The sequence below is a fragment of the Proteus sp. FZP2095 genome, from assembly GCF_023701425.1.
GTDB classification, from domain to species: domain Bacteria; phylum Pseudomonadota; class Gammaproteobacteria; order Enterobacterales; family Enterobacteriaceae; genus Proteus; species Proteus cibarius.
The window spans coordinates 1,343,413-1,356,893 of sequence record NZ_JAMQBJ010000001.1; the positions used below are offsets into that span (position 1 = coordinate 1,343,413).

Genomic DNA, 13,481 nt, shown 5'->3' on the forward strand with positions numbered 1-13,481 from the left:
TACTCATTATATGGGAGTACAGATATCACAAATCTAAAAAGTTCGAGTTAGTTCAAGATTAGCAGACGATTACCGCAAATTATTTTCTCAAGCGTGAGTTAGTTCGAGAAAGTTTGCGGTAATTTTTTGCCCCCTATACGTCCCCACCTACTACCTTCCTGCTATACTCTCCAAAAACTAACCGGATCTGTTATGAACCTCGCAAACCTAACTCAAGAAGAAAAAGATAAAATCAATGTCGATTTATCAGCTTCAGGTGTCGCATATAAAGAGCGACTCAATATGCCAGTTGTTGCATCCGAAGTTGAACGACAACAACCAGCACATTTGAGAGCGTACTTTAATGAACGACTAGCATTTTATCGAGAGAGAAGTAAGAGGTTGCCAGATGGGAATTCGGTGCAGTATTTGAGAACGGAGTGATCACTCAGGTTTTTGTGGCCATTCGATATCAGGTGCTAACTCTGGATTTACATCGTCGAGCTTGACTGTGTAAATTTCCCATGATTTTAGTAGGCCAACCTCTGCTTCATTTGCCATTTCTAATTTAACTTTGCGCTCTAATTGCACAATGCGATTTTCAGCCTCTTGTGATAGCTCTGCTTTTTGTTTCTTAGCTGAGTTAACTTGAGCCTCTTTAATAGCTAGCTCATCTGTAGCCCATTTCTCGCCATCCCACTTATCGAACTCACTGCTCGGCTGTAATAGTGTTAATGTATCAGGTAATGATCCGATAAAATCAATATTTACTGGTTGCTTTGTTTGTATGTGATATGCAACAAGCCCGCGATAGTCATCGACAATTTCCCATGCGCTACCATCAATCTTGCGTCTTATTGCCTGATTTTCTTTTTTTGGCAACTTAGGCTCATCCAGATATGCTCCCAATTGAAGAGAAACATCAAACATAACGTTTTCCATTGTTGCGCCCATATATTCACGAGTATGAGGATGTGACAAATAGCATTTCACCCAGCCAGCAACTTCAGCTAAACCATTCTCACCAATTTTTCCATTTTGAATATCTAAATTATATTTGTTCATTATGCTGCTCTCACTATGTATAAAAATGCAATATTGCGTGGTCGAGTTTCATTTCCGTTTTGGTCTTCTATTTGTTGATAAATTTCACGTTGTCCTTGGTTATCAGTGCCGATAGATCCGGAGGACATTTTTAAAGAAAACTCACTGTTACCCCCAACTCCTCTAGCGCTTAATAAGCTATTCCCTGATTGGGAAGATAGCACCTCGCGACCCGTATCAATCCCTCTCCCTGCATCCGCACCTCTGATAAATTCACTACGTAATTCAGGAAGTCTTCCAGATGGATATGCAATAGCTAGTTTAGGATATGTCGCTTTGTTGAATGTCTGCCCCTGACAGATTAGATAACCAGAAGGTGCTGTGGGTAGTGACCACGGTATAGGGTGGGGAACTAACTCCGAATTTTCAATGTCACCAATCAAGGCCATGGTTCCAGTTCTGTCAGGTACAGTTATTTCATAAAATTGAGAACCTTTTTTATTTGAAATAAAGCACCTATCATCGTCTGCACGCGCTCTCAATCCAAGTTGTCGCTCACTCCCATCAGTTGCGGTGATATATTTAGACTCAACAGCGCCAGAGAACGCCTGATTGTTGGTTGACGATTTGTCAGCATAGTTGCCTTTGGGTTGAAATTTACTATCTGAATCGCTTTTAGAGTAACTATATCCTTCTGCTTGATAGCTACCTTTCGCTTGATACTTTGCATCCGACTCCGCTTTTGTGTAGCTATCTCCTTTAATGGAGTAATCACCCTTCTGCTGATACTTTGAATCTGATTCTGATTTTGAATAACTATAACCAATCGATTGGTAATTACCTTTTGGTTGAAATTTAGCGTCGCACTCAGTTTTACTATATAAGTCACCAATCAAGGCCATGGTTCCAGTTCTGTCAGGTACAGTTATTTCATAAAATTGAGAACCTTTTTTATTTGAAATAAAGCACCTATCATCGTCTGCACGCGCTCTCAATCCAAGTTGTCGCTCACTCCCATCAGTTGCGGTGATATATTTAGACTCAACAGCGCCAGAGAACGCCTGATTGTTGGTTGACGATTTGTCAGCATAGTTGCCTTTGGGTTGAAATGCATCAGAGGACGCCTTCTGGCTCATTACGCTTGTTGTTGATGTGCCTGTGGATTGCACGATTGCTGTTTTGTCGAGCTTGTTATTTACACCTAAAAAATCAACTAGCGGTTTCCAAGCGCTTTGTGATGTATTTGGTTGTTCCCCTTTCGTTGTTTTTAATGCAACATAAAAAACAGATGAATGCTGTACTAATGCATCTTTCGGATAATCAACTGTACTATCCCACTCAGCTAAGCCGCGCTGAGTTAGATACATTAACCATTCATCCACTCGTTTACCGATAGCATTAAACCATTCTAATGGAGGCTTTCCGGCTGTTCTTTCCAGTGTGATACCCCATCCGCGCAGTACGTCTGGAAATGTTTCGATCTCGCCTGTTTTTGCATCTTGAGCAAATATTTTTAGATCTGGCTTTTTAATTACTGACATTCATTAACCTCGTAAATTTTCCATCATTGAATCCGAATGAGTACGGATCGTTAGCCCATCCGAATGGATGAGAGTCAGTGATAACTAAATATTTGTAATTGACACCTACTGGTCTAACTAAGATGTCTAAGTTTTTTATGGCATGAAGCCTGAAAGGAGTTAAATAATCGGCTGGAACTACAATATTCATCGTCATATCGTAGTTATCTATAACAAATGTTTGTTCACCCAATAGGTTTCTGATGGAATGTGTAATTCCTTCAATATCAGGTGATTGATAGTTCTTTGTGATCTTCGCTTCGATAAAGAAACGGTAATCGTCATCATCCAGTTTTGATGATTCTTTTAATGCATCGCCATATCGATAAAAAACACCAACATTAAAACCAAGCGCACCATCAATACACAAAAAACCAAAATAATCCTTTGGAATGAATGACTTCATTATTCGATTGATGCCGACATGCTTACCGATTAAATCAAGTCCATACCCTGATGATTGTTTTACATTTAATATCGTTGATAGTTGTATAACTGATTCAAATGTTTTCTTAGTTTCAGATAGCAAAAGCCCGACTGTTTGTCGGGCCTTGGGTTTTCCTCTGTATTGCCAAATTAGAAAATCTTCTCTCTGTTTACTCAATTAGCACCTCCACATCTTCAGGTCTAATTTGAGCGCACTGCCTAACTCCAACTTTCACCGAATCCGAACCATTAACGGTAATAGACTTAATATAGAAGCCTTGCACTGAGTTAACTTGGCAAGTTAGGCGCATAGCATAGACTGACTCGCCTATTTCAAATGGTGTGTTTGATAGCGCTGATTTTATGCTTTCTGTATCTATATCGTGAAATCCACCCACCCTTTCTAATAAGAGCTTAACTTTAATGTTGACGCTAGATGCTCTATCAAATTTAACCGTCCTTTGTGCCCCTGCATATTCTTGGGTATTGCTGATACTTCCAAACACACCGCAACCACCTATTTTCTTTTTGAGGATGGTTAACCCTATATCATCATCACTGCCACCGATCACAACCGCATTTAGCGAGTGTGCAGGTACACCTTTATCATCAGTTTGGTTGGTGAAGTTTTCGTATACTCTGGCTTGTTTTACGTCAGGCAAATCAAGTAAAGCGCCTTCAAGTCCTTGCCTATCATCATGATTGTTAATTGAATGCGAACGCATGAGTCGAGTTAACAAACTGCCGTCCATCTCCTCAAACACACCTTCTTTGGCTGTTTTTGTTGTCGTGATTTTTTCAATGCCAACAATTACAGTATCCATTGATAACTCTTTCCCTGCTTGAATTGAGAAAGCGCCTAACTCATGACTTCTCATATTCACCCTTGCCGACCCATTAATATCTAAAACAACATCAACAAGCGTGACCCACTTTGATAAATTTCCATCTGAGAAAATAGAGCCCTTCGGCACTTTTACACCTTGTTTTCCTGTGACGATCACGTCATCTAAGTAACTATAATCTGCACCTCTACGAACAATACCGGCATACATTGCTCGCTGTTCTAACCATGCGCCTGTTGCTTTGTAGGGATCTAACATCTGAGCAATCATTGATAATGCCTGATTGATGTTGTCTATTTCTTGAGAGAATAACCCTATCATCTGCCCGTCAGGACTATCTGCATCAATACTAATATCATCGCCGTAAATCCGTTTAAAACCGTCAGTGAGTCGCTTATGCACATCTGACAGACTATCAATAACTATCCCTGTTTCAGTTATTTGGAGCATCTGTGTTTACCTCACTTTCTTTTCCGTAAATGTCAATATACGTGACAGATATTGTGAATCGTCGCGTGTCGGGATTAAGCTGGATATCAAAATCAGTGATCTGCTCTACGCCATCTGTATTTAAAACAGTGCCTTTTATCTCTGTTTCCATTGCGATGAGATTTGGATTTTTTCGCAAATAATCAAACCAGCGAACACCATGTTCTGTGTTGAGAAACCAGTCATTGCGCAGGGATAGGAGTCGCGTTAAAACAGATTGGCTAATCGCCTCAGATTTAGTTGCGTAGTCAGCTCGTCCACTTCCAAAAGTCCAATCGTGATTATTATCTAGTCGTCTGACTTTCATTAATTGGGAGCTCCTGTATTTCCATGACCGGTTTCAACACCACTATGAGTATGCGTATCACCAATATTTTTACCGTTGTGCTTAATGGAGCCACCTGATGATTCGCTATTGCCTTTCACTGAGTGATTGCCATTTATAAGCGTATTACCTTTTTGTGTATTGTTTCCCGTATGTTCAATATCCCCTTGAATAAGGATCTTACCTTTCTTCATTCGAATGAATGTCGAGCCATCATCGGTCTGCATTGATAGTGAATCACTGGAATAATCTGGTATTTTATTTGGCTGACTACTTCCCATCGGCAGGAAAAAAGCATCAGATAAATCATGGAATCGTGTATCTAATGGCACTGATTGTTTGCCTGACGCGTACCAGCCATCAATGCATCGTTCCGCGAATATAACTAGACCATCATCGCCCTCTTTCAATGGAACAGTAACGCAAAAACCGCCGCCACGATAAAAACCAACAGGAACATCGACAAGAGGAGGTAAAGCAATCGAGCTACCGTCTTTCATTAGGTGAGTTATCATTAACTCAACTGTTGCGCTATGCCCGTTACATGAAATAAGGCGAGCTGGTAATGCAGTGTGTATATCTTGCCGCTGATTTTCTGATTGTCTCGATAAAACATCCAGTAGAGATGGTTCCATTATTTTTCCACCTTTTTAAATCTGCCACCTATGCAAGTGATTTGTGAGTACCAATCATCACCAAGAAAATCACCCTCATGGCTCAATTCAGTGATTTTATAATCACCGTTATACTCAGACATGATTGATTGAACCCTGACTAAGCCACCGATCCGTAATGACGGATTACACAAACAAGTTAAACTAAGGCCATCATCCGTTTTCTCTGGTGAGCCGATCATTCCGGTTTCTTGTGAAAGCACGAACCCTTCGTTATCAGCAAGCACTTTATCTTTGGGCAAGACTGTCATTTGACCATCTTGAATAGACCATTGAGCATCGTTATTCTTGGCTATCTTGTGAAGCAACTCACGAGGATCCCCAAACATCACCTTGCCTCGAGGTAACTGCCTATCTTTTGGCAAATCAACAACACCCGTTTCGATACCCATCGACTGAGTATTCTCGTTTAGAATTTCAGCATCACTCTTACCAGCTGACAGTGTTTTATTTACCACTGATGATGTGTAGGCTTTGAATCCATCACCACATATCAACTCGCTAATAAAATCTTCACCATCTCTAAGTGTGTTAGCTTCAACAATATCACCGGCATAAATTTGGCGCAGTTCCTCATAGCCTACTGACAGTGAGGCTCTATTAAATTCTTTGCTTGTTAGTAAGTTACGGTGAGAGGCGTTGAGGTTATAAATTCTGATAACTGCGGGATTTGGTTCTGGTGTTAATGTTTTTTTTACTTCAAATGTGACTCGTAGGTTTGTTATTTCAAGTGACTGTTTATCACTACCGATCACTAATTTAAGTTGTCGTCCGAATTGCCTCACGCCAAACCTCCTTATCCATAACATACAGCCTGAGCCGATTGCCTAGTTCATTTCGAGAAACTGAGTTAATACCAAACTGCGATTTATCAGATAGCATCAGAATGAAAGGTAAGTTCTTTTCTAGTAGTGATGGTGCATTAACAGCTAACCCTTGCCGCTGAGTGATCACCTTATTTTTATCAGCATCGAATAAGTCAAACTGCCAGCCTTTTGATACTGAGTTAAAGTAAAGCGTTAGGCGAATATTCATATCGAACAGTGTAAATATCTGCTCTTGAATGGGTTTGTTTGAGACTGGCATTTCGTAAATCATGGCTTAACTCCCATTAAGTCCTTAGCTGAGCTTACAACTGCATTCTTAATGTCCGTGATCACTGAGCTATTTTTATCGACAACTTTGTTCGCTGGCTGAGTTCTCCCCATGTTCTGCTTTTGAGGCTGTCCTTTTAAATCAGGGTGAAGCCCTTTTGCGGTCTGGTTCTCGACAATGAATATCTCCTCAAGTGTTAAAGTAACCTCAGCAGAACCCGGCTTATCTTGAATAGTACCGACATTCGTTATCATCATGTTTTTGTATAACTTAATGCCTGTTTGTACATCTATCGTTTCACCATGCTTTTGCAGTGATAACAAACTATCGTAAGCCCGACCAACTCTATCCAGCGTTTGAGATGTGTCAGCACTGCCTATTCCAGAATCTGGATACCACGGTGCTAATACTTTTCCTGCTGCATCAAGACCAGCATTAGCAATGCCGATATATTGCTCAATCATTGCTTCTGCTTGCTTCATATTCGCTGATATTTCTAATGGCAATGGATAATCATCAAGTACAGAGGTATCGAATCCAGTCAGGTTCTTAAAGTTTTGAGGTGGCTCATAACCAACAACAACACCTGTCACAGTTAATGTCTTAGGCTCTAGGATCGCGTGATCTGCAATATCAGCACCAGACTCAACAGGGTTCTTTGTTAATCGTAACGATGAGGCATGTTCTTCTCTTACTGTGCAATCGAGAATAAAGTCACCAATAGAGCGCGTGACCACTGACGCTCTACCTGTAAATAATCCGCTTGTTAAGTCCATGTTGGCTCCAATAAAAAAGGCCGCTTATGCGACCTCATTGATGATTGTGATAATTACTCAAAATCATCATATCCAGAGATATCAGAATATGAGACATCTTTTATAAGATCACAGGCTTCCCTGTAATCACCATCAATAATAGTTACTTTCCTGCCGTTTCTTCCTTTAACATGCACGTATAACTCTTCCGCAAACCTATCTGTTGATATCTCAAGTTCGCAAATTGCACTTTGTCCGCCACGACCCGTATCATCGACCACAGTAGCAATTGCAATATTAACAACATGGTATTCTATGGGCTCAACTGGTTGATCGGAAAATTTTCCATTGATCATTTTCCCAATTGTTACATACTGATACTCTTTATCATCAATGCCTTTCCATGTTTTGTTAGGAAGATAAAGAGATCCTTTATAAGCCTCAACTAATTCACGAATACTTTTTTGAATGAAATCGAAGCGATTTTTTCTTTCGCTTTTAATGCTTTCCATTTTTTCACGCATTTTTTCGTATGTAATAGTCATAAAGCGTCCTCTGTTGCAGTTTAAAGATTTCATCTTATCACCTCCTAGTGGTTTATACATGCAACGTGAAAAACCTCAGTTAAGAGGCGTGTATGTAAAGATTTAAATCTGCGTTGTGAATACTACAATACAGATTAAACATTGATTTTATTAGTAAAGCACATTTGCTTTACAAGCCGTCCTTGGCTTAGGTGTTACTGATAAATAATGTTTTGAGGGTTTCTTATTCCGTGAAGAATTCGCCAATTATCTAATTGATTTCTATCTATATGTATGTGGTTAGTCGCTTTTTCTAGAATAACTCTGCAAATCTCTGCATTTCTCTTCGCCTCTCTTGGTGCTTCGTAAAACTTACCTTCTAGGCGATGCTCTGCAACGTGCAATAACGGGTGAATAGCAGTCATTGCATTAGCCATTGAATGATTGAATTTCCACATCCAACATAGAAACTGCAAATCATCATCACTTAATGATGCTGAGTCTTTGGCTGAGTATGTTCCATTTTTACGGATTGAAGGTAATACCTCATTCGTAACCCACTTTCTAAATTTATGTGGAACAGAACCTTTTTTAATTGCATCTCTACATCTCAATACAAGAGTGTACATTCCAGACTCTGAAATGATATTTAAGCTCTGAGCACCATGACCTGCCTGACTCTCGGTTAAACCGATGGTCTCTTTTTCATCATCATCTAACTTATACAAAGCATCAGTAACATTGGAAATATTAAGCGCTCTACAAACATCAACAGCAACAAACCAAGGATCATTTTTATAGTTTGATGGTTCTTATTTGAGTGCCACCAAAAACAAACGGAGTGAAAGAGACGATTTCGTTTTTCATGCCGCCACCTCCACATTTAATAATTTGGCTAGTTTAGATAAGCCTTTTGCTGTAACACGAACTTGTGATACTTGCTTATCTTCACCAGTGGAACTTTTAACAACAGTGACTTTATGCTCAAGTAAACCTTGCTGGATTTTATCTTGATATGCAATCCAAGCCGTTCCGAGGCGACGGTAGATCCATTTGCTATGACTCATTAAGTCAAATAGTGATTTAGGCTTAACTTGTAATTGTTTGGCGGCGTCAGTAACACATAGAGATCCTTCCGCTTTAGCAATACGGGTTAGCGCGTCAACATCAGGTTTCATTTCCTCGACTTGGTTTTCTAGGTGCATAACCTTTTCAGTGTAAGAAATTAAAGCATCACGTAAGAAAGCAGGGTCATTAAGTGCCATCATTGGATCAATAGATGGTTTAGCGTTTCCAATCTCCAAGTCATACCATCTGTCAATCACAACTGCTCTACGTTTGATATCATATCCAGTGACTAAGATTTCAGTATGCCGACGGTCTAATAAGAACTCGTACACATAACCTCTATCATCAAAATTAATTGTAATACCTTGAATTTTATTATGATTTAAAAACGAGATCATCTCATTCTTTGTAGTTCCCCAAGCATATGAACGTACCTTTTCACCATTATCTGACGCATATAATGCTGGAACCATTGCGCGAATATCTGAATGAACAGCACTAATTTTTTTACCCGTTAGTTTGGCTATCTCTCTACTAGACATGGTGACAACTTGGTTGTTAACTGCTAAAGTATTCATAGAGTTATTTCCTTTGGTTAGGTTAACTTTACTTGAAGCCCCACTGGTTGCCGCCATTGGGGTTTTGTTTTCATTGAATAATACTCTCACCTTTTTGCTCCTTATCAATAACTCTGTCCATGATAGTGTCCAACATTCCTTGAATAGATCGATGAGTCTTTGCAGCATAACTTTCTAGAAATTCTGCCACCTCTGGACGTAAGCGATAACTAATCTGCTTGCTCTTAATTGCATTTTGTTTCATTATTCACCTCATTATGTATTATTGAATTTTCAATTACTCATTGATGTGTTTTTATCATACCTGATAATCATGTTGAGTCAATGAGTTTTTAAAGGCTCATTTATGAATTTTGACGAATTATTTCCCACTAGAGTTTCGATGGCTAGAAACTCACTAAAGTTAACGCAATCAGAATTAGCGAAAAAAGTTGGTGTGGTTCCTAGGCAAATTGCTGCTTATGAAGGTGGCGAGGCCAAGCCTAGGGAGAAAGCATTAAATAACCTAGCAGTTGCATTGGGGACTTCTGCTGAATGGTTAAAATCTGGTGTTGGAGACGGACCTGACATAAGCAATGTAAGAAAAACAATTACTGTTCCAGAAATACCTTTATATACATATGATCAAGCTTATGGCCTGTATAGCGGGAAAGCAAACCTAGTTAAAACAATGGCTCCAATTGCATTTGTTACGGCTCCAGAAAGAGCAAATAGAAAATGCTTCGCCTTATCGATATCTGGCGATTCAATGGAATCAAGTGAAGGAGTTAGCTTTACTAATCGCTCTATAATTACATTTGACCCAGGAATCACTCCGCAAAATGGTGATTTTGTATTGGCTTATCTACACAACCATCAAGATGTAACGTTTAAGCAGTTAATTAAAATAAATAGAAGCTGGTATCTACACCCATTAAACCCAAGTTATTCGGATCTTGCGTTGAATGATGATATGGATATATTCGCCGTAGCTATACATTCTCAATACGATTTATACGAACTAAGAATAAGAAGTAAAGAAGATGGACTTATAAAGCCAACAATCGACTCCTTGGGTGAAATATATGAAAGCGATTTAGGGTTTAAACATAAAGAAAATAAGGATTTAAATAACAGATTAAACAAAATCGAATCCATGCTAGAGAAACTAATTAAAAAAACATCACAATGAAATAAAAGAGGCTATATGAACATCCTAAACACCCATGCTGGTGACTTATATACATCAGAAAACGTAACTGTTAATGGAGTTATTGATGGGCAATTAATTGTCAACACTAACCATCGAGCAGATATTAATGGAAAGGTAACGGGTGATGTTATTGTGCATGATGGTGCTATCGCCAACGTCTATGGAACTATTACGGGTAATGTAATCAATAATGGTGGCGTTGTAGAAATACACGGAGTGGTAACTGGGAGTGTTACCACTTTAGCAGGAAGAACAAAAACATCATCTGGAGCAAAAATTGGGGCATCTAGTTAAAATCAACCCCCTTTCGGGGGTTTTGTTATTTATTCTCACCCATCTCAATGATCTCTTGAGCAGTCTTGCCATCAAGTTTGGCTCTTAATGCCTTATCCTTTTCTTCCTCGGTAGTTTTAAAATCAAAGCCAACCTGAGCAATAATTCTCATAATGCTTTTGTTGAATTTAACTTTATCACTGTCAGATAAGTCCTTTTGCACTGCGGCGATAGATTCCTTCATGGCTGCATCACTAGATGCATCTATTTTAGGCTCACCACACCCAACTAAAAACAAAGATAATGCAGCAACAACTAATAGTTTTTTCACGTTATTCTCCTTATGTAATTCATTAAGGATAATAATGACTAACAGCAAAAGAAAGCAAAACTATTAATTAGGTGATATAGCGCTCATTAAATTTTGGTAAGTTAACCTATTAGCTTTACTGTAAGCATCAGAAGAAAGTGAAGCAGCTTTTTGTGGATCACTCGATGCTATGCTCTGGTGAATTGTCGTATCTCCAATCTGAACAGAAATATTTCTATTCGCCTGAGCGTTAGCCATTACAGCATTAGCATTTTCAGGAAAGAAAGCTAAACTTTGAATAGTATCAATTAACTTCCCTGAGAATTTACTCACTTCATCATTAACGCCAGAAGTAAATGCTGACATCTTATCGTTAAGTGCCTGTTGTTCTTCAGGCGTCAACTCCGATGCTGTTGGGTTTTCATCTTCACCAGTAAGATTATCAATACCATTATTTATTAGGTTAAATACATACTCAAATTTTTTCTCTATCCAATCCAGTGCCGCTTTAAACGGCTTCTTAATCAGATCTGTCACGCCTGTAAATGCCTTACCAATATCATCTACAAACTTCTTAGCATCAGCATCACTGATATTGAATAAACCTTTGACTAAATCCCACCCTGCTTGAAACGGTGCAAACAGGAAGTCTTTAATCGCGGTGAAAGCAATGTCGAGCTTTTCAGTCCATGATGTAGAATCGTCAGTAAAGGTGTCATAGAGCTTCTTAACTAAATCAAAGCCCGCTTTAAACGGTGAGAGAACAAAGTCGATAATAGGCTTGAATGCGTCCTTAATTTCGCTAACAAAGGACTTACTCTTCGATTTAACCCACTGGAATGACTTGGAGAATGGCTTTTTAATTGCGTCAACAATTGAGCTGAAGATATCGCCTATCCGCTTCAGGAGTGCCTTGGTGTTATCGACTAAGTTTGAGAATAACTCAGTGATGTTTTCCCAAGCCAAAATGAATGGATAAGTAATAAAATCAATAATGTCGTCGAATACTTCTGAGAGCGCAAAGACAAATAGTGATGCTTTGTCTTTCATCCAGTCAAACGCAGAGCCGGCACCTGATTTAATTCCTTCCCAGATATTTGCAATCACCTTAAGCAGAACTTCAAACATGATAGCGAGTCCGTCAAGTGCGCCAGAAAGCACATCCATCAGACCATCCCATATTTGCATCATGCTATCGGTTAAACCTTCCCACGCTTCCCCCATCATCTCAGTATCGCCAGTAAATAAGCCGACTAAGAATTTAAGAGAATTAAAGAGATAGCCGAACACACCGCCCACGATGGTTGCCATTGCCGAGAATGTTTTCTTAAATGCTTCACCTATCGCATCAAAGATAACTTTGTTTTCAGCGTAGAACTTATTCCACCATGCAATGACAGATTTCACCCACTCAATTGCAGGCCCCCAAAAGTCACCAAATAACGAGTCGCCACCCTCTAGGTAAACCATCAGATCATCAAGCAAGAGCATTAAGCCCACAATGCCGGCAATCACCCACGTTATCGGGTTGGCAATGAACGCCATGATCATTGATTTCTTGAGTACCGCCAGAATGGTGATAATACCGAGAATAGCGCCTTTCCAGCCGACTGTGCTTTCAACTAGCTTGCTGACTGCTTTAATCGAATTGACGACCATTTGAATGATTTTAGCGCCCCACTGAATGACTTGCGTAAGCCCCTCGGTGATTAATTCTTTATTGGCACCTAACCAATCATTAAAGCCTTGCGTTGCCTTGGTGAGCTGAGGAACGAGATTAAGCGCTATCTTTGTTTTAATGGACTCAATAGATAACCCTGTTTTCTTCATTGCCTCCTGATACTCATCGGCTTGAGCCAGTTCCTTCTTGGAGATGTCGAACAGTAAGCCTTTTTCTTGTGCTAGCTCTTTAGCACCGGCTAACGAGGCGTCAATAAATCCTAATACTTTAGCGGTTGCCATGCCCACTACTGCACCAATCCCTAATGCCAGTAGTTTGAGCCTTCCTAGACTACCGCCCACCTCGTCAGCCCGTCGAGATGCATCATCTAAATCATCAGAAGCCTGATCCCCGATATCACCAAGATTGTCATTAATCTTGTTTGCTTCTGTCGCTATTTTAGTCGCTGCCGTTGCGAGGGCGACAACGACTTCATTAATCTTGGCCGCCTGTGACGTATCAACGCCGATGGCGACCAGTAGTTCCTCTATTTCCATCGTCCGCCCTCTGCTGAGATAACAAACGCTCGACATATGCCTCATGAAAATCAAGCACATCTTCGAGCGTTGCAGTCGTTCTCAAATCGTGACCAGTGTATTTACCT

General features: G+C 39.8%; 18 protein-coding genes and 1 pseudogene. 3 read left to right on the forward strand and 16 right to left on the reverse strand.

The features are described from left to right. The first annotated feature begins 192 nt into the window (after positions 1-192). Complete coding sequence (locus NBG71_RS06380; protein WP_250916658.1) at positions 193-423, forward strand: DNA polymerase III subunit theta; 231 nt, start codon at positions 193-195, stop codon at positions 421-423. Here the strand turns inward: NBG71_RS06380 and NBG71_RS06385 are convergent, their stop codons facing one another. The 14 genes and pseudogenes from NBG71_RS06385 to NBG71_RS06450 form a co-directional block, all read right to left on the reverse strand. Further along, entirely contained in the window at positions 424-1,044 is a 621-nt protein-coding gene (locus NBG71_RS06385) for a tail fiber assembly protein (protein ID WP_156733215.1), read from the reverse strand. Then, entirely contained in the window at positions 1,044-2,564 is a 1,521-nt protein-coding gene (locus NBG71_RS06390) for a phage tail protein (RefSeq protein ID WP_250916659.1), read from the reverse strand. Before NBG71_RS06390 ends, NBG71_RS06385 begins: the two co-directional genes overlap by 1 nt. Then, entirely contained in the window at positions 2,551-3,207 is a 657-nt protein-coding gene (locus NBG71_RS06395) for a DUF2612 domain-containing protein (protein WP_284737288.1), read from the reverse strand. The genes NBG71_RS06390 and NBG71_RS06395 overlap by 14 nt, the downstream gene beginning before the upstream one ends. Next, positions 3,200-4,324 (reverse strand): baseplate J/gp47 family protein, encoded by a 1,125-nt coding sequence (locus NBG71_RS06400; RefSeq protein WP_250916660.1) that lies wholly within the window; start codon positions 4,322-4,324, stop codon positions 3,200-3,202. The genes NBG71_RS06395 and NBG71_RS06400 overlap by 8 nt, the downstream gene beginning before the upstream one ends. Beyond that, positions 4,308-4,670 carry a contractile injection system sheath initiator gene (locus NBG71_RS06405; protein WP_071233601.1) on the reverse strand — a complete coding sequence of 121 codons (363 nt, stop codon included), beginning with the start codon at positions 4,668-4,670 and terminating at the stop codon, positions 4,308-4,310. The genes NBG71_RS06400 and NBG71_RS06405 overlap by 17 nt, the downstream gene beginning before the upstream one ends. Continuing rightward, a complete protein-coding gene (locus tag NBG71_RS06410; protein ID WP_250916661.1) occupies positions 4,670-5,323 on the reverse strand; it encodes a Gp138 family membrane-puncturing spike protein in 654 nt (217 codons plus the stop codon). The genes NBG71_RS06405 and NBG71_RS06410 overlap by 1 nt, the downstream gene beginning before the upstream one ends. Then, entirely contained in the window at positions 5,323-6,147 is an 825-nt protein-coding gene (locus NBG71_RS06415) for a phage protein (RefSeq protein WP_250916662.1), read from the reverse strand. The genes NBG71_RS06410 and NBG71_RS06415 overlap by 1 nt, the downstream gene beginning before the upstream one ends. Next, on the reverse strand, positions 6,122-6,460 hold the full coding sequence (locus NBG71_RS06420; RefSeq protein ID WP_250916663.1) for a phage baseplate plug family protein: 339 nt from the start codon (positions 6,458-6,460) through the stop codon (positions 6,122-6,124). Before NBG71_RS06420 ends, NBG71_RS06415 begins: the two co-directional genes overlap by 26 nt. Continuing rightward, the gene (locus NBG71_RS06425) at positions 6,457-7,233 is read right to left on the reverse strand and encodes a phage baseplate protein (protein ID WP_250916664.1); all 777 of its coding nucleotides are present in this window, start codon (positions 7,231-7,233) and stop codon (positions 6,457-6,459) included. Before NBG71_RS06425 ends, NBG71_RS06420 begins: the two co-directional genes overlap by 4 nt. A gap of 53 nt (positions 7,234-7,286) precedes the next feature. After that, on the reverse strand, positions 7,287-7,790 hold the full coding sequence (locus tag NBG71_RS06430; protein ID WP_250916665.1) for a hypothetical protein: 504 nt from the start codon (positions 7,788-7,790) through the stop codon (positions 7,287-7,289). Between the two features lie 161 nt (positions 7,791-7,951). After that, complete coding sequence (locus tag NBG71_RS06435) at positions 7,952-8,212, reverse strand: P22AR C-terminal domain-containing protein (RefSeq protein ID WP_502925855.1); 261 nt, start codon at positions 8,210-8,212, stop codon at positions 7,952-7,954. Between the two features lie 36 nt (positions 8,213-8,248). Continuing rightward, a pseudogene (locus NBG71_RS06440) lies at positions 8,249-8,603 on the reverse strand (BRO-N domain-containing protein); the annotation flags it as partial. Beyond that, positions 8,600-9,472: a phage antirepressor KilAC domain-containing protein gene (locus NBG71_RS06445; protein ID WP_250916666.1), complete on the reverse strand. Its 873-nt coding sequence runs from the start codon at positions 9,470-9,472 to the stop codon at positions 8,600-8,602. The pseudogene NBG71_RS06440 and the gene NBG71_RS06445, both read right to left, overlap by 4 nt. Next, positions 9,453-9,626 carry a hypothetical protein gene (locus NBG71_RS06450; RefSeq protein ID WP_250916667.1) on the reverse strand — a complete coding sequence of 58 codons (174 nt, stop codon included), beginning with the start codon at positions 9,624-9,626 and terminating at the stop codon, positions 9,453-9,455. The genes NBG71_RS06445 and NBG71_RS06450 overlap by 20 nt, the downstream gene beginning before the upstream one ends. A 102-nt stretch (positions 9,627-9,728) precedes the next feature. Here NBG71_RS06450 and NBG71_RS06455 point away from each other — a divergent pair, with 102 nt between their 5' ends. Both NBG71_RS06455 and NBG71_RS06460 read left to right on the forward strand, forming a co-directional pair. Then, positions 9,729-10,553, forward strand: coding sequence for a LexA family protein (locus NBG71_RS06455; RefSeq protein ID WP_250916668.1), 825 nt, complete (start codon positions 9,729-9,731; stop codon positions 10,551-10,553). Between the two features lie 15 nt (positions 10,554-10,568). Further along, entirely contained in the window at positions 10,569-10,868 is a 300-nt protein-coding gene (locus tag NBG71_RS06460; RefSeq protein WP_250916669.1) for a bactofilin family protein, read from the forward strand. A gap of 25 nt (positions 10,869-10,893) precedes the next feature. On the opposite strand, the gene NBG71_RS06465 is transcribed toward NBG71_RS06460, so the two are convergent. Continuing rightward, complete coding sequence (locus NBG71_RS06465) at positions 10,894-11,178, reverse strand: DUF6694 family lipoprotein (RefSeq protein ID WP_250916670.1); 285 nt, start codon at positions 11,176-11,178, stop codon at positions 10,894-10,896. Between the two features lie 63 nt (positions 11,179-11,241). Next, on the reverse strand, positions 11,242-13,374 hold the full coding sequence (locus NBG71_RS06470) for a phage tail protein (protein ID WP_250916671.1): 2,133 nt from the start codon (positions 13,372-13,374) through the stop codon (positions 11,242-11,244). Positions 13,375-13,481: the final 107 nt, after the last annotated feature.